Source organism: Actinomadura sp. 9N215 (genome assembly GCF_044326345.1).
GTDB lineage: Bacteria > Actinomycetota > Actinomycetes > Streptosporangiales > Streptosporangiaceae > Spirillospora.
This window is the reverse complement of record NZ_JBIRBA010000013.1, coordinates 229,621-251,729: the sequence shown is the minus strand read 5'-3', so window position 1 is coordinate 251,729 and position 22,109 is coordinate 229,621. Positions and strand designations below refer to the sequence as shown.

Genomic DNA, 22,109 nt, shown 5'->3' with positions numbered 1-22,109 from the left:
GCGTCACCAAGGGCCGCGCCGGCTCCACCGTGAAGATCATCGTCTGACCCGCGGTTCCTGCGGCGGGCCGTGGCGCCGCGCCGACGCGGGCGCCGCCCGGACGGCCGCGGACCCGGGCCGCGTGCGGCGGCATCTGCGCGACCGGCCCGTCGCGCAGCAGCGCAGCATCGCCGTGATCGCGGCGACGTCGGCGTTCTCGAACGCGGTGACGTAGTGGTCGAGGAGCAGCCGGGCGTCCGGCTCCGTGGGCTCGGTGAGACGGCCGGTGTCGGCTTCCGCGAGGGTCGCCCGGGCCCGCTGCAGGACGCTGTTCACCGCGGTCGTGGACGTCCCGAGCGCCTCGGCGACCTCCGCGGCGCGCCACGACAGGACGTCCCGGAGCATGAGCACCGCCCGCTGCCGGGGCGGCAGCAGCTGCAGCGCGGCGACGAACGCGCGCCGGACGCTGTCGCGGGAGACGGCGACGGCGGCGGGGTCGAGGGCGCTCGGCCACGGCGGGAGCCAGGCGTCCCCGTCCGGCGGCGGGCCGAGCTGCCCGCAGGGCCCGTCGCCACCCCCGCCGGCCGGCGACGGCCGGGGGCGCCGCGCCGAGCGGGCGAGCGCGTCCAGGCACGCGTTCGTCGCGATCCGGTACAGCCAGGCGCGCAGCGGGCCCCGCGACTCGTCGAACGTGCCGTGGGCGCGCCACGCCCGCAGCAGCGTCTCCTGCACCACGTCCTCGGCGTCGTGGACGGAGCCGAGCATCCGGCGGCAGTGCGCCAGCAGCTCCCGCCGGTACGGGGCGGTCAGGCGGGCGAACTCGTCGCCGCTCGTCATGGTCCTCCCATCGGGTCGGCTCATCGGGTCGTCAGGCTCCCAGACGGATCGGACGGATCGGACGGATCGGACGGATCGGCCGCCGCGGGCGCAGCACCCCGCGCGGACACCCCGGCCGGGACACGGCGGGGGCCGCGGCGGCCGGGCGTGCCCAGCCCCGCGATCGCGGCGCCGAGCGCGAGCGCGGCGAGGACCCACGTCGCGGCCGCGAACCCGTCGGTGAACGCCCTGGCCGAACCGTACCCGCCGGCGGAGGCGAACACGGCGGCGGACACCGCGATCCCGAACGTCCCGCCGAACTGGCGGAGCGTGTTGAACGTCCCGGACGCGACGCCGATCGCCGGGACCGACCCGATCACGGCGTTCTGCGCGGCCGGCATCGCGAGCGACACCCCGGCCCCGACGAGCACCAGCGGTGGGACGAGCCCCGGATATCCCGTCCGGGGCGAGGCGATGAGCGCGATCCACGCGAGCCCGGCCGCCGCGACCAGCAGGCCGCCGGTGACGAGGGCCCGCTCGCCGACGCGGGCGACCAGGCGTCCGGCGAGCGGCGCGAACAGGAACAGGGTGACGGTCCAGGGCGCGAGGCGCAGCCCGGTGCCGAGCGGGCCGTGGCCGAGCCCGTTCTGCAGGAACTGCGCGAAGAAGAACGTCGCGCCGAAGATCGAGCCGTAGAGGAGGAAGCCGGCCGCGTTCCCGGCGGCGAACGCGGGCGTCCGGAAGTAGCCCATCGGCAGCATCGGCGCGGCGGCGCGCCGCTCCCACACGACGAACGCCGTGGTCAGCACGGCCCCGGCGGCGAAGGCGCCCGCGACCTCGGGGCCGCCCCAGCCGGCGGCGTTCCCGCGGACGAGCCCCCAGACGAGCCCGAGCGCGCCGCCCGTCACGAGGACGACGCCGACCGGGTCCATCCGCCGCCCGGCGCCCCGGCTCTCCGGGACGCGCGCCCTGATCAGCGGGATCAGCGCGAGCCCGATCGGCACGTTCAGCCAGAAGATCCACTGCCAGGCCAGGCCCTCGACGATCGCGCCGCCGACGAGCGGGCCGCCGAGCGTGCCGAGCCCCGTCACCCCGCTGAAGATCCCGAGCGCGCGGGCGCGCCGCTCGGCCGGGTACGCGGCGCCGAGCAGCGCCATGGCGTGCGGCATGACCATCGCCGACCCGACGCCCTGCGCGGCCCGCGCGGCGATCAGCGCGCCGACGCCCGGCGCGAGCGCGCACGCCGCCGACGCGGCCGTGAAGACGGCGACGCCCGCGACCAGCAGCCGGCGGCGCCCGTACCGGTCGCCGAGGACGGACGCCGTCATGAGCAGCGCCGCGAGCGGGAGCGTGTAGGCGTTGACCGTCCATTCGAGGGTCTCGATCGAGGCGCCGAGCCCGGTCCTGATCGTGCTGAGCGCGGTGGTCACCACCAGCATGTCCAGCATGATCGTCAGTGCCGCCGCCGAGGTCAGGGCGAGCACCCAGCCCTCGGGGGAAATCCTGCGCATCTGGCCTCCCGGCCGTCCGGTACGGGCGAGGGCGGAAGATCCCTCGCCTGTGGTACCGGCCGGGAGACCGGAACTCATCGGCCGCGCGCACGCCGCCCGCATGGAGGGGCCGCGCGGCGGGCGCGGTCAGGCCGAGATGTGCTGCAGGATCACGTTGTGGACGTGGTGGCTCTTGTCGCTGCCGCGGAACTCGACCTCGTAGGTGTGCGTGCCGACGTTGATCGCGATCGAGCCGGTGGAGAAGTACGACCCGGCCCACGACTTGTTGCTGACCACGCTCACCGAGGTGATCTTGGAGTAGGGGACGCTGGTGATGGCGAACTTCTTGCCGGCGAAGCTCTTGTCCTGGATGATCACCCGCCGGTCGGTGAGGCCGATGAACCCGGTCCCCGCGCCCACCGCGTCGTAGACGGCGATGATCTGCTCGCCGGGCAGCAGCCCGCTCTCGATCTGCTTGAGCTGGCCCGACCTGTCGTGCTGGACCTCGTCGCCCATGCGTCCTCCCGAGTCGTCGCGGTCGTTCCGGCGCGAGGTGGCGTCCGGTCCGACGCGAAGTCGTTTTCGTTCCGGTTCGTAGGGGAGTGTCTCAGTCGCCGCCGGTGGTCCGCGCGCCTTCGAGGAACTCGACGCAGCGGCCGAGCAGTTCGGTGAGCGTCGCGCGCTCCGCGTCGGTGAACGCGGCGGCGAGGCCCCGCTCGACCCGCACCGCGCGCACGTCGGCGTCCGCGAGCACCGCCTCGCCGTCGGCGGTGAGCCGGGTCTCCAGGATGTTGCGGTGCCACTCGTGCGGGGTGCGCTCGATCAGCCCGCGCTCCTGAAGGTTCTTCAGGACGGTGTTCATCGTCGGCGGGGTGACCGCGCAGGCCCTGGCGAGCGCGGCGGCGGACATGCCGGGGTTCTCGTCCAGCAGGAGCAGCGCGGCGTACTGCGGCACCGTGAGCCCGCTCGGTCTGACCGCCGCCTGCTTGGCCCCGTTGAGCGCCTGCTCGGCGCGCTTGAGATGGGAGCCGATCCGCTCCGACGTGGGCATCGAGGTCATTTCCGCATGCTACCGAGCCGGTCGAAGGAAAGACTGTTGACGATCATTCGAGCTCTAATTAATGTATGTACGCATCCGAATGAGATGGCTCGAACGGAGACCTATGTTCCGCCTTCACCGCTTCCCCACCGTCGCCGCAGCCGCGCTCGCCGTGGCCGTGCTGCCCGCGTCCGTGACGGCGCCCCCGACGGCAGCCGCCCCAGCGGCAGCCGCACCGGCAGCCGCCTCGGCGGCGGGTGCGGCCCTCCACATATCGGCGTCCCGCGCGCGGGTCGTCGCCGCCTACGTGTTGCCGGGTGACCGCGTGTATCCCGAGGGCATCGCCGCCGATCCCCGTACTGGTGCCATGTACGCGGGGTCGTTCCAGGACGGCACCGTCTACCGGATGACGCCGGGCCGGCGCGTCGCCGAGGTGTTCCTCCCGGCGGGCGCCGACGGCCGCCGCACCGCCAACGGCCTCAAGGCCGACCGGGCGGGACGGCTGTGGGTGACCGACTCCACGGCCGGGGTCTCGGTGTACGACACCCGGAGCCGCCGCCTGCTGGCCCGGTTCGACGTCCCAGGCGACGGCGCCCGGTTCGTCAACGACCTGGCCATCGCCCCGGACGGCAGCGCCTACATCACCGACAGCGCCCGGTCCGTCGTCTACCGCGTCACGCCCCGGGACCTGGCGGCGGCCCGCGGCGGACGCGCCACGCTGGCGCCGCGCTTCGACCTCGCCGACGTCCTCGAACCGCACGGCCCCGGCGACTTCACCCTGAACGGCATCGTCGCCGATCCCGCCGGACGCTTCCTGCTCACCGCCGACATGCACGGCGGCGACCTGTACCGGCTGGACGCGGCGTCCGGCGCCGTCCGCAGGTCCGTCCTGCACGGCGGCGACCTGCGCAACGCCGACGGCCTGGAACTCCAGCACGGACGGCTGTGGACGGTCCACAACGTCGACAACGCGATCACCCGCTGGCGTGTCGCGCGCGACGGCGCGGGGGCCCGCCGCGAGCGCGCGCTGGCGGACGCGTCGCTCCAGCTCCCGACGACGCTCGTCCGCAGCCGCGGAACCCTGTACGTGGTGCGCTCGCAGTTCGACAAGGGCGGCCCGCTCGGCGACGGGACACCGGAGATCCCCTTCACCGTCGCCGCCGTCCACGGCCTCTGACGCGACCGGCGCCGCCGCGGCGCGTTCGACCGGCCTCCGCCTGTGACCGGCCTCCGCCTGTGACCGGCCTTTGCTTGTGACCGGCTTGCGGAAGGGCGGTTACAGGTAGAGGCCGGTGCCGTGCTCGGGGCGTTCGCTGGCGATGGCGTGCAGGTCCCGCTCGCGCATGACGAGGTAGTTCTCGCCCTGGATCTCGACCTCGAACTGGTCGCCCGGGTGGAACAGGACGCGGTCGCCGGGCTTGACGACGCGGACGTGGTGGCCGACCCCGCAGACCTCGCCCCAGACCAGGCGGTTCGCCTCCTCGACCGTCGCGGGGATCACGATCCCGCCGGTGCTGCGGCGCTCCCCGCTGTCCTTCTCGACCTTGATCATGACCCGGTCGTGGAGCATCTGGACTTCGAACTTCGGCTCGGACACGCTGGGGAGTTTAGTCGCGTATCCGCGTAAGGGCGTTCCATGAGCAGGCGATGACGTCCGGCAGCGCGGAGCGCTCGGGACGCCAGCCGAGCTCCGCCCGGACGGCGGACGCGTCGCAGATCAGCACCGGCACCTCGGGCCGCGCGGGGCGCCGCAGCGTGGGCACGGGACGTCCCGTCACCTCCTCCACGGCGGCGACGACCTCGTGGACGGCCGCGCCGGCGCCGCTCCCGACGTTGTAGACCCGCTCCTCGCCGGGCCGGACCGCCTCCAGCGCCCGGACGTAGGCGGCGGCGAGATCGTCCACGTGCAGGTACTCGCGGACGGCCAGCCCGTCGCCGTTGATCTCCAGGTGCGGCTCGTGCCCGGCCGCCACGGCGAGGGCCTTCGGGATCAGCCGCGTCTCGTCGGGGTCGGCCCGTCCGTCGACCGATCCGGCGACGTTGAACGTGCGCAGGACGACGGCGCCGATCGCGCCCGTCCGCGCGTGGTACCGGACGGCCTGCTCAGCGGCCAGCTTCGACGCGCCGTACGGGCTGGTGGGCGCGGTGTGCTCGCTCTCCGGGATCGGCTGCCGCTCCGGCGTCCCGTAGACGGCGGCCGTCGACCCGTACACGACGCGGTCCGCGTCCACGGCCTCCAGCAGGTTCACCGTGCCCTGGACGTTGGCGGTGAAGTAGCGCAGCGGGGCGTCGAACGACTCGCGGACGCGGGTGAGCGCCGCGAGATGGCACACGCCGTCGTACGGCCCTTCGGGAAGCCCGTCCGGATCGAGGAGGTCGCCGCGGACGGGACGGATCCCGTCCGGCACGTCCGCGTCCCGTCGCAAGCCCGCGTCGGCCCGCATGCCCGTCTCCCGCCGCACCAGCCCGTCGACGTCGTGACCGGCGGCGACCAGCCGCCGCCCGACCGCGTATCCGATGTAGCCCGCCGCCCCTGTCACCAGCACCCGCATGGGCCGTGTCTACCTCAGCCGGCCGCACCCCCGGAACCCCGGGCGGGCGCTTACTTGTACTTGCGTCCCATATTGGACGACACGCGCGCGACGAGCCCCCGCGGCAGGAGCCGGCTCGCGCCGACGAGTGCCTTGTACTGCGGGCCCGGGACGCTGACCAGGACGCCGCGCCGGAGGTCGCGGAGCGCGGCGGCCACGACGTCGTCCTTGTCGAGCCACATGAACTCCGGCAGGCCTGACATGTCCATCTGGGCGCGGTCGTGGAACTCGGTGCGCACGTAGCCGGGACACAGCGCCATCACCCGGACCCCGCCGTCCGTCCGCCGTCCGATGTCGGCGGCGACGCCCTGGCTGAAGCTCACCACCCACGCCTTGGACGCCCCGTACGTGCCGCGCGTCGCGAACGCCGCCGCCGACGCCACGTTGACGACGCCGCCCCGGCCGCGGTCCAGCATGCCGGGGAGCACGGCGTGCGTGAGCCGCAGGACGGCCTCGCAGTGCACCTTCAGCATGGTCACCTCGTCCGACACCGGGACGTCCAGGAAGACGCCCCCGTGCCCGAACCCGGCGTTGTTGATCAGCAGATCGACGTCGTCGCGGACGCGTTCCTCCGCCGCCGCGAGGCCGTCCTCCGCGGACAGGTCGGCGGGCAGCGCCTCGGCCCGCACGGCGTACCTGTCGCGCAGCCCGGCGGCGGTCCGCTCCAGCCGCTCGGCGTCGCGGGCCAGCAGGACCAGGTCGAATCCGTCGGAGGCGAGGCGGCGGGCGAAGGCGGCACCGATGCCCGCGGTCGCGCCGGTGATGAAGGCGGTCGGCATGCCATCGAGCCTAAGCGTCCCGCCGCCCCCGCCGCCCGCGGGGCTACCGGGTGGCGGCCCGGCGGGCGGTCCGGCGGGCGCGGAAGTGCCGCGGGTCGGGACGGCGGGTCGCGCGCCGGTACGCGAACGTGAACCCGGGCCAGTTGTTGACGACCTTGCCGTCCGCGGTCATGTACCAGCTCCGGCAGCCCGACTCCCACACCGTCGAGCGGAGCCGCTCCCGCATCTCGCGGGTGAACGCGTCCTGCACGTCAGGCCGGACGTCGATCCAGTCGAGCCCGGCGCGGCGCAGCGCCCGCACGCACCCGAGGACGTACCGGAACTGCGACTCCAGCATGTAGATGATCGAGTTGTGCCCGAGGTTGGTGTACGGGCCGTACAGCAGGAACAGGTTCGGGAAGCCGCTGACGGTGATGCCGAGGTGGGCCTGCGCGCCGTCCCGCCAGGCCTCGTTCAGCTCGCGCCCGTCCCGTCCGACGATCTTCATGGGGGAGAGGAACCCGGTGGTGCGGAACCCGGTCGCGTACACGATGACGTCCACGTCGTAGGCGCGTCGCGCGGTCCTGACGCCGGACGGCGTGACGGCCTCGATCGGGTCGGTGACGAGGTCCACGTTCGGCAGCGCCAATGCCGGATAGTAGTCGCTGGAGATCAGGATCCGTTTGCAGCCCATCGGGTAGCCGGGGATCAGCGCGTCCCGCAGGGCGGGGTCGGCGACGCCGTCCTTCAGCGTGTCCTTGAACCGCTTCTCCAGCATCCCCATCAGCCTCGGGTACTTCACGAAACCCAGCGCCCGCGACTCGTACAGCGCGTAGACGCGGGCGCGGCTCAGCTCGTACACCCCGGGCACGTGCGCCAGGACGGCCTTCTCCCACCCCCGGTACGGCCGGTCCGGCTTGTCGATCACGTACGGCGCGGACCGCTGGAACAGCCGCAGCTCCGCCGCCTCCCTCGCGATCTCCGGGACGAGCTGGATCGCGCTCGCGCCTGTCCCGACCACCGCGATCCGCCGTCCCCGCAGGTCGGCGCCGTGATCCCAGCGGGCGGAGTGGAAGCTGCGCCCGGCGAACGACTCGCGTCCCTCGATCGGCGGCAGGACGGGCCGGTTCAGCTGCCCGCACGCCGACACCAGCACCCGCGCCGCCAGCTCGCCGGACGTCGTGGAGATCCGCCAGAGCGCCGCGTCCTCGTCGAAGCGCGCGGCGGTCACCTCCGTCCCGAACCGCACCCTCTCCAGGACGCGGTACTTGCGCGCGCAGTGCCACAGGTAGTCGAGGATCTCCGGCTGCGGCGGGAAGCGCCGCGACCAGTCCGTCTTCCGCTCGAACGAGAACGAGTACAGGTGGGACGGGACGTCGCAGGCCGCGCCCGGATAGGTGTTGTCGCGCCACGTGCCGCCGAGCCCGGCCGCCTTCTCCAGGATCAACACGTCGCGGATCCCGGCCGCCCGGAGCCGGATCGCCATCCCGATCCCGCCGAACCCGCTCCCGATGATCACCACGCTGTGCGCCATGGCCGTCCCGAACCTCGTTCGCCGCGGTCTCCCCGAGCGTAGAAGACCGCGAGGGCGCCGGACAAACACCGGGTTCGCGGTTTTGTCGGCGGCCCCTGCCACGATCGCGCCATGCTCTACGGAATGATCCCCGAGCGCGACGCGTGGGCGGCGGCGCTGCGCGAGCGTGCCGAGCCAGGGCCGACGGGCGAGTTCGTGCGGTTCGTCCGGCATCTGGGGAGGCTGTCGTCGCCGCGTCCCTCGGCGAAGTGGCGCCGAACGTGCGTCGCGCTCGCGGACGCGGCCGCCGCGCGCGACACCGTCGCCGCGTGCCTGCGCGCGCTGGTCGAGGGCGAGCCGCAGTGCAGCCGCGAGGACGGCGCGCACGCTGCCTGGATCGACGGGCACCACTTCCACTACCACTATCTGGTCCATCAGGACCACGGGGACCTCGCGCGCGGCGTCGTGTGGGCGGCGGCCCTGACCGGCGGGCCCGCGACGCTGCCGCTCCTCGGCGGGCTGGCGCTGCGCGCCGGCACCCGCGCCGGCGACCTCTACGAGGACTTCAAGCTCGCGGGCGCGGCGATCAACGCGCTCGGCGCCGCCGAGGACACCGCCGCGCTGGAGTCGCTGTCGCGGCTCCAGACGAAGATCAGGAACCGGGCGCTGCGGAAGCAGCTCGACATCGCGCTCCGGACGGCCGCCGAACGGCAGGGCATCACGCCCGCGCAGCTCGTCGAGCGCAGCGTCCCGTCCCACGGCCTGCGGCCGGACGGCTCGCTGGAGCGCACGCTCGGCGCGCACACGGTCCGGCTGGCGGTCGAGGACGCGGCGACCGTCCGGCTGACGTTCACCGGCGCGGACGGGAAGGCGTCCAGGACGGCCCCGGCCGCGGTCAAGGACGGCTTCGCCGACGAGCTGAAGGCGCTGAAGGCCCTGGCCAAGGAGGTGCGGGCGACGCTGGCCGGCGAGCGGGCGCGCATCGAGTCCCTGATGTCGGACGACCGCGCCTGGCCCTACGGCGAATGGCGCGAGCACTACCGCGACCACCCGATCACCGGCGTCCTCGTCCGCGGCCTCATCTGGGAGTTCCAGGACGGGAACGGCGCCTGGCACGCCGCCATGACCCCGCCGGACGGGAACCCCGCCCGGGTGAGGCTCTGGCACCCGATCAGGGCGACGACCGAAGGCGTCCGCGCCTGGCGCGAGCGGATCGTCGACGGGCAGGTCCGGCAGCCGTTCAAGCAGGCGTTCCGCGAGATCTACCTGCTCACCCCGGCCGAACAGGAGACCGGGACGTACTCCAACCGGTTCGCCGCGCACATCGTCCGCTACCGGCGGCTGTACGCGCTGTTCAAGGAACGCGGCTGGCAGGCCAACTTCCTCGGCCGGTTCGAGGGCGGCTACAACGGGGAGGCGCGTGCCGTGTTCGGCGGCGACGGCGGCGAGTGGCGCGCGTGCTTCTACCACGACCCGGCGGACGACGCCGACTGGGCGCCGGAGTACGCCGCCACCGACCAGGTCAGGTTCGAGCGCAAGGAGGGCCGCGGCTGGGCGGACGCGCCGCTCGCGGACGTCCCGCCGGTCGTGTTCAGCGAGGCGATGCGGGACGTCGACCTGTTCGTCGGCGTGACGTCCATCGCCGCCGACGCGGACTGGGCCGACCGCGGCGAGGACCGGTTCGCCGCGTACTGGCGCGAGACGACGTTCGGCGCGCTGACCGCGAACGCGGAGATCCGCCGCGCGGCGCTGGAGCGCGTCCTGCCCCGCACGAAGGTCGCCGACCGCTGCCGGATCGACGGCCGCTACCTGGCCGTCCGGGGCGAGCTGCGCACGTACAAGATCCACCTGGGGTCGGCGAACATCCTGATGGAGCCGGACGACTCGTACCTGTGCATCGTCCAGGCCAGGGGCAGGAGCAAGGGCACGCTCTACCTGCCGTTCGAGGACGAGCGCCTCTCGCTCATCCTCAGCAAGGCGTTCCTGCTCGCCGCCGACCACAAGATCACGGATCGTACGATCCTGCACCAGATCAAGCGAGGCGCCTGATGCCCGCCGTGACGTTCCGGGACGAGACCGCGACCGGCAGGCCCGTCGCGGAGTTCCACCTGGCCGGGCTCCCGGCGGCGATGACCGTCCGGGAGCTGATCAGGCTCCGGGTCCGCGAGGAGGTGGCCCGGCACAACGCCCGCCCGTCCGGCCGGTTCCACGGCCTCGTCCGCCCGGACGACGCCGAGACGGAGCTGAACGGCTACCGCCTCCGCGAGCCCCGCCGCATCGACTGGGAGCGCCAGGCCGGCATCGCCGAGCGCGCCTTCCTCGCCAACGGCTTCTTCGTCCTCGCGGGCGACCGCCAGGTCGAGGACCTCGACGAGGAGGTCGACCTCACCGCCGACCCCGACCTGGTCTTCGTCAAGCTCGTCCCGCTGGCGGGCGGCTGACCGGCCGGGCGGCTGACCGGCGGGATCAGCCGATCAGGCCGAACTCGTGGGCGCGGAGGCCCGCCTGGAAGCGGGAGTCGGCGTCCAGGAGCGTGAGGATCTCGGCGACGCGGCGGCGGTAGGTGCGGAGCGACATGCCGAGCCTGCGCGCCGCGGACTCGTCCTTCAGGCCGTCCGCGAGGAGGCGCAGGATGCGGACGCTCTCGTCGGACAGGGCGGGTGGACGGTCGCGGCGATAGTCGTCCAGGTCGGTGGCCTTGTCCCAGGTCGCCTCGAACAGCGAGACGACGCCGCGGACCACGCTCGGCGACCGCACGACCGTGTACTCGCGGACGCCGCCCGCCGGCGGGCCCGCGAGGATGGCGACCCGCCGGTCCACGATGATCGTCTCGTGGGGGAGGGCGGTCGTGCAGATCCGGACGCGGGCGCCCGCCCTGTTGATCTCCACGAGATGCCGTTCGGACGCCTCGTCCGCGAGCGCCGCCGGGTTGTGCAGCTTGTACGTGACGGGCGGCGGCTTGGCCTCGTACCGCTTGGCGACGATCCGCTCCCGGTATCCGGGCATCGCCCAGGTGTTCAGGTCGGTGGCGGCGCAGGCGAACTCCTCACACGCCAGGAACAGCCGCCCGGCGCGCTCGGCCAGTTCGGCCTCGCCGCGCAGCACGACGTTCCGGTCCAGGTCGGCGCTCATCGTGATCCAGTCTGCCACGCGGCTGGCAGCAAGCTGCCAGCCGTTCGTCCAGGCCGGGGGACCGCAGCACAGTGGGGCGCATGACGACACAGATCAGCACGGGCGGGCATTTCGAGATCGGCGGCGACCTGCGGGTCGCCCGGATGGGCTTCGGCGCGATGCGCCTGCCGATGAGCCGCCTCGACGGCCCCGCGAACGACCGCGACACCGGACTGAAGATCCTGCGCAGGGCCGTCGAGCTGGGCGTCGACCACATCGACACGGCCGCGTTCTACTACGCGCAGGACGGGCCCGCCGCCAACGAGATGATCCGCGCGGCGCTCGCCCCCTACCCGGACGGCCTGGTCATCGCCACCAAGGTCGGGCCGTACCGGGGGCCGGGCGAGCCGCACCCGTCCGGGACGATCCCCGCGTCCGGGCTGCGCGCCGAGGTCGAGCGGAACCTGCGGGAGCTGGGACGCGACCATCTCGACCTCGTGTACCTGCGTCCCGGCGGGATGGAGACCCCGGCGGACGAGTCCATCGGGGAGCGTTTCGCGGTGCTGGCGGCCCTGCGCGAGGAGGGCGTGATCCGGCACCTCGGCCTCAGCCACGTCAGCGCGGCGCAGCTCGCCGAGGCCCGGGAGATCGCGCCGGTCGCGGCGATCCAGAACCGGTTCGACGTCACGCGGCCGCAGGACGTCGAGCTTCTCGCCGTCTGCGAGCGCGAGGTCATCGCGTACGCGCCCTACTTCCCGCTCGGCGGGTTCGGCATCCCCGACGACGAACGCGCCAACGCGATCGCGGCGCGGCACGGCGCGACCGTCCCGCAGGTGCTGCTGGCGGGGCTGCTCGCGCTCTCGCCGGTGATGCTCGCGATCCCAGGCACCGGCTCCCCGGACCACCTTGAGGAGAACCTCGCCGCCGCCGATGTCGCCCTCACCCCGGACGACCTCGCCGAGCTGCGCGGCTAGCCGTTCCGTCACCGATTGCCGACGAAAGCGCCTACCCTGAAACGCACTTACGGTCAGGGAGGCGCGGGATGTCGGCGACGCGGCTGCTGGTGCTCGGCGGCGTGCGGCGGTGCGGGCGGGCGCACGGGTACGAGGTCCGCCGCGAGCTGATCTCGTGGGGCTCCGACGAGTGGGCCCACGTGAACCCCGGCTCGATCTACCACGCGCTGCGGCAGCTCGCCAAGGAGGGCATGCTCCGCGCGCACGACGTGGAGGAGAGCGACGCCGGGCCGCCGCACACCGACTACGAGATCACCGAGGCGGGCCGCGCCGAGTTCCTCCGGCTGCTGCGGCACGCCCTCGCGACCGTCGACGTCCGGCATCCGGAGCTGCTGACGGCCGGGCTCGGGTTCCTCACCGAGCTGCCGCGCGCCGAGGCCGTCCGGCTGCTGCGCGAGCGGCTGGACGGCCTGGCGGGCTGGCGGTCGTCCGTGTCCCCGCACCTGGACGCGCAGGACCCGGACGACCACCTCCGCGAGCTCCTCGGCTGGTGGGTGCACTCCGCCGACTCCGCCGCGGACTGGACGCGGCGCCTGATCGGACGCCTCGAATCCGGCGCCTACGTCATGGCCGACGACGGCGCCCCGTCCCCGCCGGGCTCGCCGCCGCCGGGCTCGTCGCCGTCCGCCTCGTCGTCGGCGGCGCCGGTCAGCCTCCAGCCGCCGCGGCGGCGCAGGACCAGCGCGAAGTAGGCGGCCGACACCGCGATCACGCCGATGGTCACGAACAGGCTCGGCCGTCCGATCTCCGGGTCCTTGGCGCTCTGGTAGATGACGTAGCCGAGCGCGGCGAGCGCGGCGACGGGCGCGACCGGGAACCACGGCATCCGGTACCCGGCGTGCGCCGTGGTCCCGTTCCGGCGGCCGACGATCACCGCCAGGCACAGCGCGCCGTACACCGCGACGAGGGACGTCCCGGTGACGACGAGCAGGAACTTCTCGTCCAGGAAGCACGCGGCGGCGCTGAGCACCCCGGTGACGATCGTCGCGATCCACGGGGTGCCGAAGCGCGGGTGGATCGAGGCGACCGCGGCGTCGATCTTCGGCGTCCAGGTGCGGTCCCGTCCCGAGCTGAAGATCAGCCGGGCGGTGAGCAGCATGATGGCGATCACCGCGTTCAGGATGGCGAGCGCGATGGCCAGGCTGATCACGGTGTTGAGGGTGTCGCCGCCGCGCTCGGTGATGAAGTACTCCATCATGTTCTCCGAGCCCAGCAGCTGCTCGATGTCGGGCGACCCCATCAGGACGGCGGTGATGGGGATCAGCTCCGCCGCCACCGTGATCCCGAGCGCCCACAGGACGGTCCTGGCCACGGCCCGGTGCGCGTCGTGGGTCTCCTCGCCGAAGTACACCGCCGAGCCGTAGCCGTTGTAGGAGAAGATCGCGACGGCGGTGGCCGCCGCGATCAGCCCCGCGGACGCGGCGGTGAGGCCCCCGCCGTCCACCGCCACGACCGGGTCCGCGATCAGGTCGGTGACCGGGCGCTCCACGTTCAGGAAGCCGAGCCCGGCCAGCACGACCAGCGCGATCATCTCGATGGCCAGGAAGATCCCGGTGACCACCGCGTTGACCTTGATGTCGAAGATCGCGATGAGGGTGGCGCCCGCGACCGTGATCGCCGCGACGATCGGGCCGTTGAGGCCGTCGATCAGGACGCCGAGGTAGGTGCCGACCCCGAGCGCGATCACCGCGAGGATCAGCAGCTGGGTGATGAGGATCAGGCCGAGCACCACGAAGCCGGCGGGCCGGCCGAGGGTGCGGCCGACGATCGCGTACTCGCCGCCGGTGAGGGGGTACGCGGACGCCAGCTCGGCGTACACGAAGGCCATGAAGATCCCGACGACGCCGGCGGCGGCGAAGCTCAGGAACGCGCCGGTGCCCGCCTGGGACAGCACCCCCGGCGCGATGATGAACACGGAGGACGCGGGTGTGATCGCCGACAGGACGATGAGCAGGGCGCCGATTGTGCGTAGCCCGCGGCGCAGCGCGGGCGGGCGGCCGGCGGCGGCCGGTGGGCGGACCTCGGGTGCTGCCATGGGGCACCTCCTGGACTACAATTCGTCGAACGAGTATCAAAGAACCCCCTCCCACCTGGTCAAGAACTGAGGGCATAACATCTTGGTCTCGGCTTTCAGTGACGAGATCCTGACTTGCATTGTCTGAACGATCTTCGGAGAATGTCGGCATGGCACGACCCAGCAAGGCCCACGAACGGCGCGCCGACCTCGTGGCCGCCGCCCGCCGCGCGGTGCTCGGCCGCGGCATGCTCGATCTGCGGCTGCGCGACGTGGCCGCGGAGGCCGAGATGTCGCCCGGCTCCGTCCTGTACTACTTCCCGACGCTCACCGACCTGCTGCGGGAGGTGCAGCGCGAGGCCGTCGAACGGTTCTGCGCCGCCCGGGAGGACGCCGTCCGGGACGAGCCCGACCCGCGCCGGCGGCTCATCGCGATGATCCGCAGCGGCCTGCCGTCGGGCCCGGGCGACGACCTGTGCGTGCTGCTGTACGAGCTCGGCGCCGTCGCCCGCCGCGACCCGTCGTACGCCGCCGAGCACATCCGGCTGTACGAGCGGCAGGTCGGCATCTACGCCGGGATCCTGGAGGCGGGCTCCGCCACCGGCGCGTTCACCCTGACCCGCGACGCCGGCACGATCGCCCGGAATCTCGTCGCGCTGGAGGACGGGTTCGGATTGCACATCACCATGGCCGTGCCCACCCTCGACCCCGCGCGGGCCGTGAGCCTCCTGCTGGCCTGCGCGTCCGACGCCACCCGCTGCGACCTCGACGCCCCCGGGGCCGTCGACCAGGAAGGTGACCGATGACCCGCGCCCGCTCGTTCGGCCTGCCGATGCCCGGCACGCCAGGCCCGAATAACGCGATCACCGACGTTCCCGGAGTGGAGGTCGGCTACACCACGCTGATCTCCGGAGACGGTCCGCTGCGCCCCGGCGCCGGCCCCGTCCGCACCGGAGTGACCGCGCTGCTGCCGCGCGGCCGGGCCGGTTTCCTCGACCCGTGCGCGGCCGGGATGTACTCCCTCAACGGCAACGGCGAGATGACCGGATCGCACTGGATCGCCGAGACCGGCGCGCTGACCCTCCCCGTGCTGATCACCAACACGCACGCGGTCGGCGCCTGCCACCGCGGCGTGATCGACTGGTCGCTGCGCGAGCGGCCCGACGCGCGGGAGTGGATGCTGCCCGTCGTCGCCGAGACCTGGGACGGCTACCTCAACGACATCGACGGCGACCACGTCCGGCCGGAGCACGCGATCGCCGCGATCGACGCGGCGTCCGGCGGCCCCGTCGAGGAGGGCTCCGTCGGCGGCGGGACGGGCATGAACTGCTACGGGTTCAAGGGCGGCAGCGGCACGTCCTCGCGGGTCGTGGAGTACGGGTCCGACGCCTTCACGGTCGGCGCGTTCGTCCAGGCCAACTTCGGGTCGCGGCGGCAGCTCACCGTGCGCGGGGTGCCGGTGGGCGCCGACCTCGCCGACGACAACCCGATCGAGGACGACGACTGGCTCGCCCCGCCCGGCTCCGGCTCGGTCATCGTCGTCATCGCGACGGACGCGCCGCTGCTGCCCGGCCAGTGCACCGCGCTCGCCCGCCGCGTCCCGATGGGCCTCGCCCTGACGGGAACCTACGGGGGGCACTCGTCCGGCGACATCTTCCTGGCGTTCTCCAACGCCAACCCGGGCGCGATCAGCGGCGGCTTCCCGGACCCCGAGCCCCGCTACGACACGCTGCGGTTCGTCCAGTGGAACCAGATCAACCCGTTCTACGAGGCCGTCGTGCAGGTCGTCGAGGAGGCCGTGCTGAACGTCCTGCTCGCCGCCCGCACCATGGTCGGACGGGACGGCCTCCGCTCCCCGGCCCTCCCGCACGACCGGCTGCGGGACCTGCTCACCGCCCGCCGCCTGCTCTGACCGGCCCGCCCGGGCCAGGTGCCGACGCGCGGATCAGGCCGACGCGCGGGTCAGGTGCCGACGTGCGCGGGTCAGGTGCCGACGTGCGCGAGTCAGGTGCGGACGTGCGGGTCAGGTGTCGACGAACGTCTGCGGGACGATCACGCGCAGCGCGTTGCCGCGCAGCCGGATCGACACCGGGGTGCGGCCGCGGATCTCGCCGTCCACGTCCACCCGCAGCGGCGGATCGGTCTCGATCTCGACGTGCGCGGTGGTGAGGAACGCGTCCTCGTCCAGCGTCCGCCACGGCCCGGTCAGCACGTGCCGGGCCGTCGCCGACACCAGCCGCAGCCGCCGCTCGTCGCCCAGCCGGTAGACGGCCAGCAGCCGGTCGTCCGGGCTGGCGTCGCGGGCGATGCGCTGCCCGCTCTGGTGCGCGCCGTTCGCGACGTTCAGCTGGTGCGTGGCGAGCTCGCGGGTCTCCCCGTCGATCGTGATCCTGGCGGTGAACGCCTCGTGCCCCGCCAGCAGCCGCGCCGCCGTCAGCGCGTACGCCGGACGGCCCAGGAACCCCTTCAGCGCGTGCGGGACGTGCTCGGCGACCTCGACCGACAGGCCGAGGCTCACCATGTTCGCGAAGATGTGCTCCCGGTCGCCGCCCGGCCCCTCGCCCTGCGGATCGCCGGTGCTCTCGAACCAGCCGACGTCGACGTCGGCGACCTTGCCGCCGGCGGGCCGGCCGACGGCGAGGGTACGGACGGCGCCGGGCAGGTCCATCGGCAGCTCCAGGCTGCGCGCGAAGTTGTTCGTGGTGCCGAGCGGGAGGACGCCGAGCGCGATGTCGCGGTGCGCGAGGTGCCCGACGGCCTCGGCGACCGTGCCGTCCCCGCCGCCGACGACGACGAGGACGGGCTCCATCGCGAGGACGTCGGCGAACAGCTCCCGCAGCCGGGACGGGTCGGTCACCGGGAACACGTGGACGAAGTCGAGGCCCGCCTCGCGCAGCATCCGGCGGACCCGGCCGTAGAGCCGGCGGCCCCGCCGCGACCGGGAATTGATCACCAGCGCGGCGGGCCCGCCGCCCGCGACGGCCGACTCCAGCTCCGCCTTGCTCCGCAACGCTCCGCACCCCCTCTTCGGCGTCACCCTACCGGGGACGATTCGGGCCGGAACTCCGGCCGAGGCTTTATCAACCGATTATTCGCCGTTGAAACATGGCCCTGACTGGGAACCATTACAGGCGAGGCACATCTGAATGACCGGGGCCAATCATGGGACTGCGCGAGTCGCTGGGAGCGGGGTCCGCCGCGGGCGTCGCCGACGACGGCGCCGCCGTGGTCGGGGAGCGCGGGCCGCGCCGCCGCGTCCTCGATCTGACGGTCAGGTCGCCTGTCCTCGCCGGCTCGGGACGCGCCCGGCTCCTGCTGCCCCGCCGCTGGTCACGGGAGGCGTCGCGGCGCTGGCCCGTCCTCTGGCTGCTGCACGGCGCCGGGCACGGGACGGCCGGCCACACCGCCTGGACCGACCACACCGACGTCGAGGAACTCACCGAGGACGCCGATGTCATCGTCGTCATGCCGGACGGCGACCCGTGCGGCAATTACACCGACTGGTGGAATCGCGGCGACGGCGGCGCACCGAAGTGGGAGACCTTTCACTTGGCCGAGCTGCGGCAGATCCTGGAACGCGGATACCGCGCCGGACCGGACCGCGCCGTCGCCGGAAACGCGATGGGCGGGCTCGGCGCGCTGGCGTACGCGGCCAGGCACCGCGGCCTGTTCCGGGCGGCCGCCTCGTTCAGCGGGCTCGTCCACACGCTGTACCGCGACCCGGCCGGGCTGGACGTCGCCGACCTCGTCCAGCTGGGCGTCGCGATCGGCGCGCCCTCCCTCGACTGGACGGACGTGTGGGGCGACCCCGAGGAGCAGCGCGTCGTGTGGCGGCAGCACAACCCGTACGACCTGGCCGACCGGCTCGCCGGCGTCCGCGTCCACGTGAGCTCCGGCGACGGGACCCGCGGGCCCTGCGACTCCCGCCCCGCCCCCGGACGGGACGTCGTGGAGTCGCTCGCCCACACGGTCTCGCAGGAGTTCGCCGGGAAGCTCCGGAAGATCGGCGTCCCGGTCTCGACGCACTTCTACCGCGGCACCCACACCTGGCCGTACTGGCGCCGGGAGCTCCGCGCGACGCTGCCCGCCCTGCTGGCCGAGATCACCTGATCCCCGGCCGTGGCCGGGACGCGCTGACATCCGGCCGGGGTCGGGGACGTCCGGGCAGCGGCTAGGGTCGGGGACGTGACCGAACCTCGTTCTGATCCGGACGTCCCGGCGTTCTGGCGGGCGCTCGGGCTGCCCGGCGTCATCGACGTCCACGTCCACTTCATGCCGCAGCGGCTGATGAGCGCGGTGTGGAGCTACTTCGACGAGGCCGGGCCGCTGATCGGCGGCGAGTGGCCCATCCGGTACCGCGACTCGGAGGAGGAGCGGCTGGCGTTCCTGCGGGGGCTCGGCGTCCGGGCGTTCACGTCGCTGGTGTATCCGCACCGTCCGGGCATGGCGGAGTCGCTGAACGAGTGGGCCGCCGGGTTCGCCGCGCGCGTCCCCGAATGCGTCCAGACCGCGACGTTCTACCCCGAGCCCCGCGTCGAGGATTACGTCCGCCGGGCCTTGGACGGCGGCGCCCGCATCTTCAAGGTCCACCTCCAGGTCGGCGGGTTCGATCCGCGCGCCAAGGAGCTCGACCCGGTGTGGGGGATGCTCGCCGACGCGGGCGTTCCCGCGCTCGTCCACGCCGGGTCGGGGCCCGTCGCGAACGGCTACACCGGGCCCGGGCCGTTCGGCGAGGTCCTCGCCCGCCATCCGCGCCTCACCGCGATCGTGGCGCACCTTGGCGCACCCGAGTTCGACGGCTTCCTCGCCCTCGCCGACCGGCACGACCGCGTCCACCTGGACACGACGATGATCTTCACGCGGTTCGCCGCGCTGGCCCCGTTCCCGGACGCGCTCCTGCCCCGGCTGCGCGACCTCGGCCTCGCCGGGCGCGTCCTGCTCGGCACCGACTTCCCCAACATCCCCTACGCTTACGCGCACCAGCTGGAGTCGCTGGCCGCGCTCGGACTCGGCGACGACTGGCTGCGCGCCGTCTGCTGGCACGGCCCCGCCGCACTCCTCGCCCTCCACTGACCGCACTCCTCACGGCCCCGGCTGACCGCGGGCCTCACGGCCTCGTCCGACCGCACTCCTCACGGCCTCGTCCGACCGCGGGCCTCACGGCCTCGTCCGACCGCGGGCCTCACGGCCCCGGCTGATCGCGGGTCTCACGGGTTCGACTGGCGGCGGGGCTCAGTGGTCGCAGGGTGCGCCGCCGGCGTGTTCGTGGGGCTCGCCGGAGTCGGCCACGTGGCGGGGGCCGTGCGGGTCGTCGCAGTGGCCGTGCCCGCCGCCCGGCGGGTCGTCCACATGGTCGACCTCCAGCGTCGAGTGCGTGATCCCGTACGAGTCGCGGAGGAGTTCCTGCAGGTCGCGGCGGACGGCGTGGCAGTCGCCCTTGGTGTCGACGAGCACGTGCGCCGACAGCGCCGGATACCCGGAGCTGACCTCCCACACGTGCAGGTCGTGCACCTCCTCGACGCACGGCCGCCCGGCGAGCCTGGTGCCCAGCTCGGACGGGTCGAGCCCGGCGGGCGCGGCCTCCATGAGCACGCGGCCCGCGTCCCGCAGCAGCCCGTACCCGGCCTTCAGCATCAGCGCAGCCACGACCAGCGAGGCGATCGCGTCCGCCCGGTTGAAACCGGTCGTCCACACGACGAGGCCCGCGATCGCGGTGGAGATGAACGCGAACAGGTCGTTGAGGATGTGCTGGAACGCGCCCTCGACGTTCAGGCTGCGCCGGTCGGCCCGGCTGATCAGCACGGTGGCGGCGACGTTGACGGCGACGCCCGCCACGGCCGTCCAGAACACGAACTGGCCCGCGACGTCGTGCGGCTCGACCAGCCGCCGGACGCCCTCGTACAGGAAGTAGACGGTGAGCAGGATCAGCGTCAGCCCGTTCAGCTGCGCGGAGAGGATCTCGGCGCGGCGCAGGCCGTAGGTGAAGCCGGCCCGCGGCGGGCGCGCGGCGATGCGCATCGCGACCAGCGCCAGCGCGATCGCGAACGCGTCGGTCATCATGTGCGCGGCGTCGGTGATCAGCGCCAGCGAGCTCGCGATCAGGCCGATCACGACCTCGCCCGCCATGTAGACGACGATCAGCGCGAGCGCGCCGCCGAGCAGCCGCCGGTCGGCGTTCGGCGACACGTTGTGCCCGTGCCCGTGACCGTGGCCATGTCCGTGGCCGTGCGCGTCGCCGTCGGGGCGGCCCGGTTCGGTGTCCCTGTCTCCGATCATGCGCGGTCGCCTTCCTCCGCGTGGCCGACGTGGGCGAGGGCGAGATCGAGCAGCATCCGGACGTGCGAGTCGTCCAGCCGGTAGTAGGCCATCCGCCCGGCCCGGCGGACCCGGACGACGCGGTTGGCGCGCAGCAGCCGCAGCGAATGCGAGACCGCCGACTCCGAGTGCCCGCAGGACGCGGCGATGTCGCACACGCACATCTCGCCCCCTTCGAGCAGCGCGGTGATCACCCGCAGCCGTCCGGGGTCGGACAGCAGCCCGAAGACCTGCGCCAGCTCGGTGATCGTCTCCGCGCCCGGCAGGGCTGCGGTGACGTCGGCGACCTTCTCGGGGTCGACCACGCGGACGACGCAGGCCTCGGGCCCGGCCATCACCGCGGCGACGTCTGATTGGCTGCTCATATGAGCAGACTACATGCCGTCAGGAGACCGCCGGAACCGGCCCCCGGGACGGCGGGAGGGAGATCGGGCCGTGCGGCGGCCCGGCGGGTGGCGCCATCCCGCCCGTGCCCTCGCCCCCGGCGCCGCCGCCGTTCTGCGGATCGCCGGGCTCGGGGCCTCCGCCGTCGCCAGGGCCGTCCGGGGGCGCGCCGGGCGTGGGCGTCTCCCCGGTGCCGGGCGACTGCGTGCCGGTCGGCTCCGTGCCGGGCGATTCCGGGCCGGGCGACTCGGGGCCCGGCGACTCCAGCCCGGAGTCGGACGGCGACGGCGAGTCGTCTGCCGGGGCCTCGGTCTCGGTGGCCGGCAGCGCGATCGGCGGGCCGTCCGACTCGCCCTCGGTGGCGCGGGGCCGCTGGAACCCCATCGTGCCCTCCGGATCGACGAGGACGAACGTGACGATCGTGCCCTTCCGGGAACCCCGCGGGCGGACCTCGGTCACATTCCGCTTCTCGAATCCCGGCCAGGATCGGCCAGTGTAGGACGCCTTCCCGGTGGAGACCTTTTGCTCTGGCCGGGTCAAAGGATTCCCGCAATTGCACTTAACCGCGGGCACTCCGTAGCCATTGATCAAAACACCCATTCCGGCTTGCAGGACGGCGGGCCCGCTCGTCGCCTTCCCGTCGCGGTACCCGTGGTTCGTGACGAGCGTGTCGGTGCGCAGCAGCACCGGGGTCAGCCGCGACACGTACCGCGGGATGTCGGCGGCCGGGATGCCCTGCACGTCCGCCCACGCCCGCGCCTTGCCGGGGTTGGCCTGCAGGAACGCGACGAGCTTCCGCTGGTCGCAGGTCGACGCCTGGCGCGTCCCGCCGTACAGTCCTGGGGAGTCGCCGTCCTTCGTCCCGCCCGCGCGCGGCCGTTCCTTGACGTCCGTCCGGTCGGTGGCGGCCACCTGCGTGTACGGATCGGGGCCCGGCGTTCCGACCGTCAGGCGGGTGATGGTTGAGCCGGCGTCCCCGCAGCCGGACAGCGTCCCCGCCGCCAGCACCAGCGCCGCGGCCGCCCCCGCGACCGGCGCCGCGGAAACCCCGCGCCGGGCAATTAGCGAATGGATCACAAGCCTGCT

The 22,109-nt window shown here is 73.6% G+C and carries 22 protein-coding genes and 1 pseudogene; 9 read left to right on the top strand and 14 right to left on the bottom strand.

From position 1 onward, the window contains the following. Positions 1-36: 36 nt before the first annotated feature. The 4 genes from ACH34T_RS22900 to ACH34T_RS22885 all read right to left on the bottom strand — a co-directional run bounded on the left by ACH34T_RS22900 (position 37) and on the right by ACH34T_RS22885 (position 3,345). Positions 37-816, bottom strand: coding sequence for an RNA polymerase subunit sigma-70 (locus ACH34T_RS22900; RefSeq protein WP_395994245.1), 780 nt, complete (start codon positions 814-816; stop codon positions 37-39). Between the two features lie 20 nt (positions 817-836). Continuing rightward, the gene (locus tag ACH34T_RS22895) at positions 837-2,306 is read right to left on the bottom strand and encodes an MFS transporter (protein ID WP_395994244.1); all 1,470 of its coding nucleotides are present in this window, start codon (positions 2,304-2,306) and stop codon (positions 837-839) included. Between the two features lie 126 nt (positions 2,307-2,432). Next, positions 2,433-2,801, bottom strand: a complete 369-nt coding sequence (locus ACH34T_RS22890; RefSeq protein WP_395994243.1) for a PH domain-containing protein — start codon at positions 2,799-2,801, stop codon at positions 2,433-2,435. Positions 2,802-2,892: 91 nt separating this feature from the next. Continuing rightward, complete coding sequence (locus ACH34T_RS22885) at positions 2,893-3,345, bottom strand: MarR family winged helix-turn-helix transcriptional regulator (protein ID WP_395994242.1); 453 nt, start codon at positions 3,343-3,345, stop codon at positions 2,893-2,895. A 103-nt stretch (positions 3,346-3,448) separates the two neighbouring features. On the opposite strand from ACH34T_RS22885, the gene ACH34T_RS22880 reads away from it, so the two are divergent. After that, on the top strand, positions 3,449-4,501 hold the full coding sequence (locus tag ACH34T_RS22880) for an SMP-30/gluconolactonase/LRE family protein (RefSeq protein WP_395994241.1): 1,053 nt from the start codon (positions 3,449-3,451) through the stop codon (positions 4,499-4,501). Between the two features lie 99 nt (positions 4,502-4,600). Here the strand turns inward: ACH34T_RS22880 and ACH34T_RS22875 are convergent, their stop codons facing one another. The 4 genes from ACH34T_RS22875 to ACH34T_RS22860 are packed head-to-tail and all read right to left on the bottom strand — an operon-like array spanning position 4,601 to position 8,207. Continuing rightward, complete coding sequence (locus ACH34T_RS22875; RefSeq protein ID WP_395994240.1) at positions 4,601-4,921, bottom strand: GroES family chaperonin; 321 nt, start codon at positions 4,919-4,921, stop codon at positions 4,601-4,603. 10 nt (positions 4,922-4,931) lie between these two features. Then, positions 4,932-5,876, bottom strand: coding sequence for an NAD-dependent epimerase/dehydratase family protein (locus ACH34T_RS22870; RefSeq protein ID WP_395994239.1), 945 nt, complete (start codon positions 5,874-5,876; stop codon positions 4,932-4,934). A 50-nt stretch (positions 5,877-5,926) separates the two neighbouring features. Continuing rightward, positions 5,927-6,694, bottom strand: a complete 768-nt coding sequence (locus ACH34T_RS22865) for an SDR family NAD(P)-dependent oxidoreductase (protein ID WP_395994238.1) — start codon at positions 6,692-6,694, stop codon at positions 5,927-5,929. Between the two features lie 43 nt (positions 6,695-6,737). Beyond that, positions 6,738-8,207 carry a flavin-containing monooxygenase gene (locus ACH34T_RS22860; RefSeq protein ID WP_395994237.1) on the bottom strand — a complete coding sequence of 490 codons (1,470 nt, stop codon included), beginning with the start codon at positions 8,205-8,207 and terminating at the stop codon, positions 6,738-6,740. A 111-nt stretch (positions 8,208-8,318) separates the two neighbouring features. On the opposite strand from ACH34T_RS22860, the gene ACH34T_RS22855 reads away from it, so the two are divergent. Together ACH34T_RS22855 and ACH34T_RS22850 are read left to right on the top strand one after the other, a co-directional pair. After that, positions 8,319-10,235 (top strand): DUF4132 domain-containing protein, encoded by a 1,917-nt coding sequence (locus ACH34T_RS22855; protein ID WP_395994236.1) that lies wholly within the window; start codon positions 8,319-8,321, stop codon positions 10,233-10,235. Further along, positions 10,235-10,627, top strand: coding sequence for a hypothetical protein (locus ACH34T_RS22850; RefSeq protein WP_395994235.1), 393 nt, complete (start codon positions 10,235-10,237; stop codon positions 10,625-10,627). The genes ACH34T_RS22855 and ACH34T_RS22850 overlap by 1 nt, the downstream gene beginning before the upstream one ends. A gap of 25 nt (positions 10,628-10,652) precedes the next feature. On the opposite strand, the gene ACH34T_RS22845 is transcribed toward ACH34T_RS22850, so the two are convergent. Next, the gene (locus ACH34T_RS22845) at positions 10,653-11,318 is read right to left on the bottom strand and encodes a DNA-binding response regulator (protein ID WP_395994234.1); all 666 of its coding nucleotides are present in this window, start codon (positions 11,316-11,318) and stop codon (positions 10,653-10,655) included. 80 nt (positions 11,319-11,398) lie between these two features. Between ACH34T_RS22845 and ACH34T_RS22840 the strand changes: the two genes are divergently transcribed. Together ACH34T_RS22840 and ACH34T_RS22835 are read left to right on the top strand one after the other, a co-directional pair. Then, on the top strand, positions 11,399-12,271 hold the full coding sequence (locus tag ACH34T_RS22840; RefSeq protein ID WP_395994233.1) for an aldo/keto reductase: 873 nt from the start codon (positions 11,399-11,401) through the stop codon (positions 12,269-12,271). 68 nt (positions 12,272-12,339) lie between these two features. Then, positions 12,340-13,002, top strand: coding sequence for a PadR family transcriptional regulator (locus tag ACH34T_RS22835; RefSeq protein WP_395994232.1), 663 nt, complete (start codon positions 12,340-12,342; stop codon positions 13,000-13,002). 56 nt (positions 13,003-13,058) lie between these two features. On the opposite strand, the pseudogene ACH34T_RS22830 reads toward ACH34T_RS22835, so the two are convergent. Then, a pseudogene (locus tag ACH34T_RS22830) lies at positions 13,059-14,345 on the bottom strand (APC family permease); the annotation flags it as partial. Between the two features lie 149 nt (positions 14,346-14,494). On the opposite strand from ACH34T_RS22830, the gene ACH34T_RS22825 reads away from it, so the two are divergent. After that, entirely contained in the window at positions 14,495-15,130 is a 636-nt protein-coding gene (locus ACH34T_RS22825; RefSeq protein ID WP_395994231.1) for a TetR/AcrR family transcriptional regulator, read from the top strand. Continuing rightward, positions 15,127-16,236, top strand: a complete 1,110-nt coding sequence (locus tag ACH34T_RS22820; RefSeq protein WP_395994230.1) for a P1 family peptidase — start codon at positions 15,127-15,129, stop codon at positions 16,234-16,236. Before ACH34T_RS22825 ends, ACH34T_RS22820 begins: the two co-directional genes overlap by 4 nt. A 111-nt stretch (positions 16,237-16,347) precedes the next feature. Here ACH34T_RS22820 and ACH34T_RS22815 read toward each other — a convergent pair whose 3' ends face one another. Next, positions 16,348-17,334 (bottom strand): diacylglycerol/lipid kinase family protein, encoded by a 987-nt coding sequence (locus ACH34T_RS22815; RefSeq protein WP_395994229.1) that lies wholly within the window; start codon positions 17,332-17,334, stop codon positions 16,348-16,350. A 152-nt stretch (positions 17,335-17,486) separates the two neighbouring features. On the opposite strand from ACH34T_RS22815, the gene ACH34T_RS22810 reads away from it, so the two are divergent. Beyond that, the gene (locus ACH34T_RS22810) at positions 17,487-18,434 is read left to right on the top strand and encodes an alpha/beta hydrolase (RefSeq protein ID WP_395994228.1); all 948 of its coding nucleotides are present in this window, start codon (positions 17,487-17,489) and stop codon (positions 18,432-18,434) included. Between the two features lie 75 nt (positions 18,435-18,509). Further along, a complete protein-coding gene (locus ACH34T_RS22805) occupies positions 18,510-19,397 on the top strand; it encodes an amidohydrolase family protein (RefSeq protein WP_395994227.1) in 888 nt (295 codons plus the stop codon). Positions 19,398-19,556: 159 nt separating this feature from the next. Here ACH34T_RS22805 and ACH34T_RS22800 read toward each other — a convergent pair whose 3' ends face one another. Genes ACH34T_RS22800 through ACH34T_RS22790 form a run of 3 tightly spaced genes read right to left on the bottom strand, consistent with a single transcriptional unit; the run spans position 19,557 to position 22,100 of the window. After that, entirely contained in the window at positions 19,557-20,600 is a 1,044-nt protein-coding gene (locus ACH34T_RS22800; protein WP_395994226.1) for a cation diffusion facilitator family transporter, read from the bottom strand. Further along, positions 20,597-21,004 (bottom strand): ArsR/SmtB family transcription factor, encoded by a 408-nt coding sequence (locus ACH34T_RS22795; protein WP_395994225.1) that lies wholly within the window; start codon positions 21,002-21,004, stop codon positions 20,597-20,599. The genes ACH34T_RS22800 and ACH34T_RS22795 overlap by 4 nt, the downstream gene beginning before the upstream one ends. Before the next feature lie 19 nt (positions 21,005-21,023). Further along, complete coding sequence (locus ACH34T_RS22790; protein ID WP_395994224.1) at positions 21,024-22,100, bottom strand: DUF6777 domain-containing protein; 1,077 nt, start codon at positions 22,098-22,100, stop codon at positions 21,024-21,026. Positions 22,101-22,109: the final 9 nt, after the last annotated feature.

Bases quoted from the DNA above. Each gene is read 5' to 3' on its own strand.
- ACH34T_RS22900 (WP_395994245.1), bottom strand. From the start codon at position 816: ATGACGAGCGGCGACGAGTTCGCCCGCCTGACCGCCCCGTACCGGCGG.
- ACH34T_RS22895 (WP_395994244.1), bottom strand. From the start codon at position 2,306: ATGCGCAGGATTTCCCCCGAGGGCTGGGTGCTCGCCCTGACCTCGGCG.
- ACH34T_RS22890 (WP_395994243.1), bottom strand. From the start codon at position 2,801: ATGGGCGACGAGGTCCAGCACGACAGGTCGGGCCAGCTCAAGCAGATC.
- ACH34T_RS22885 (WP_395994242.1), bottom strand. From the start codon at position 3,345: ATGACCTCGATGCCCACGTCGGAGCGGATCGGCTCCCATCTCAAGCGC.
- ACH34T_RS22880 (WP_395994241.1), top strand. From the start codon at position 3,449: ATGTTCCGCCTTCACCGCTTCCCCACCGTCGCCGCAGCCGCGCTCGCC.
- ACH34T_RS22870 (WP_395994239.1), bottom strand. From the start codon at position 5,876: ATGCGGGTGCTGGTGACAGGGGCGGCGGGCTACATCGGATACGCGGTC.
- ACH34T_RS22865 (WP_395994238.1), bottom strand. From the start codon at position 6,694: ATGCCGACCGCCTTCATCACCGGCGCGACCGCGGGCATCGGTGCCGCC.
- ACH34T_RS22860 (WP_395994237.1), bottom strand. From the start codon at position 8,207: ATGGCGCACAGCGTGGTGATCATCGGGAGCGGGTTCGGCGGGATCGGG.
- ACH34T_RS22855 (WP_395994236.1), top strand. From the start codon at position 8,319: ATGCTCTACGGAATGATCCCCGAGCGCGACGCGTGGGCGGCGGCGCTG.
- ACH34T_RS22850 (WP_395994235.1), top strand. From the start codon at position 10,235: ATGCCCGCCGTGACGTTCCGGGACGAGACCGCGACCGGCAGGCCCGTC.
- ACH34T_RS22845 (WP_395994234.1), bottom strand. From the start codon at position 11,318: ATGAGCGCCGACCTGGACCGGAACGTCGTGCTGCGCGGCGAGGCCGAA.
- ACH34T_RS22840 (WP_395994233.1), top strand. From the start codon at position 11,399: ATGACGACACAGATCAGCACGGGCGGGCATTTCGAGATCGGCGGCGAC.
- ACH34T_RS22835 (WP_395994232.1), top strand. From the start codon at position 12,340: ATGTCGGCGACGCGGCTGCTGGTGCTCGGCGGCGTGCGGCGGTGCGGG.
- ACH34T_RS22825 (WP_395994231.1), top strand. From the start codon at position 14,495: ATGGCACGACCCAGCAAGGCCCACGAACGGCGCGCCGACCTCGTGGCC.
- ACH34T_RS22820 (WP_395994230.1), top strand. From the start codon at position 15,127: ATGACCCGCGCCCGCTCGTTCGGCCTGCCGATGCCCGGCACGCCAGGC.
- ACH34T_RS22810 (WP_395994228.1), top strand. From the start codon at position 17,487: ATGGGACTGCGCGAGTCGCTGGGAGCGGGGTCCGCCGCGGGCGTCGCC.
- ACH34T_RS22800 (WP_395994226.1), bottom strand. From the start codon at position 20,600: ATGATCGGAGACAGGGACACCGAACCGGGCCGCCCCGACGGCGACGCG.
- ACH34T_RS22795 (WP_395994225.1), bottom strand. From the start codon at position 21,004: ATGAGCAGCCAATCAGACGTCGCCGCGGTGATGGCCGGGCCCGAGGCC.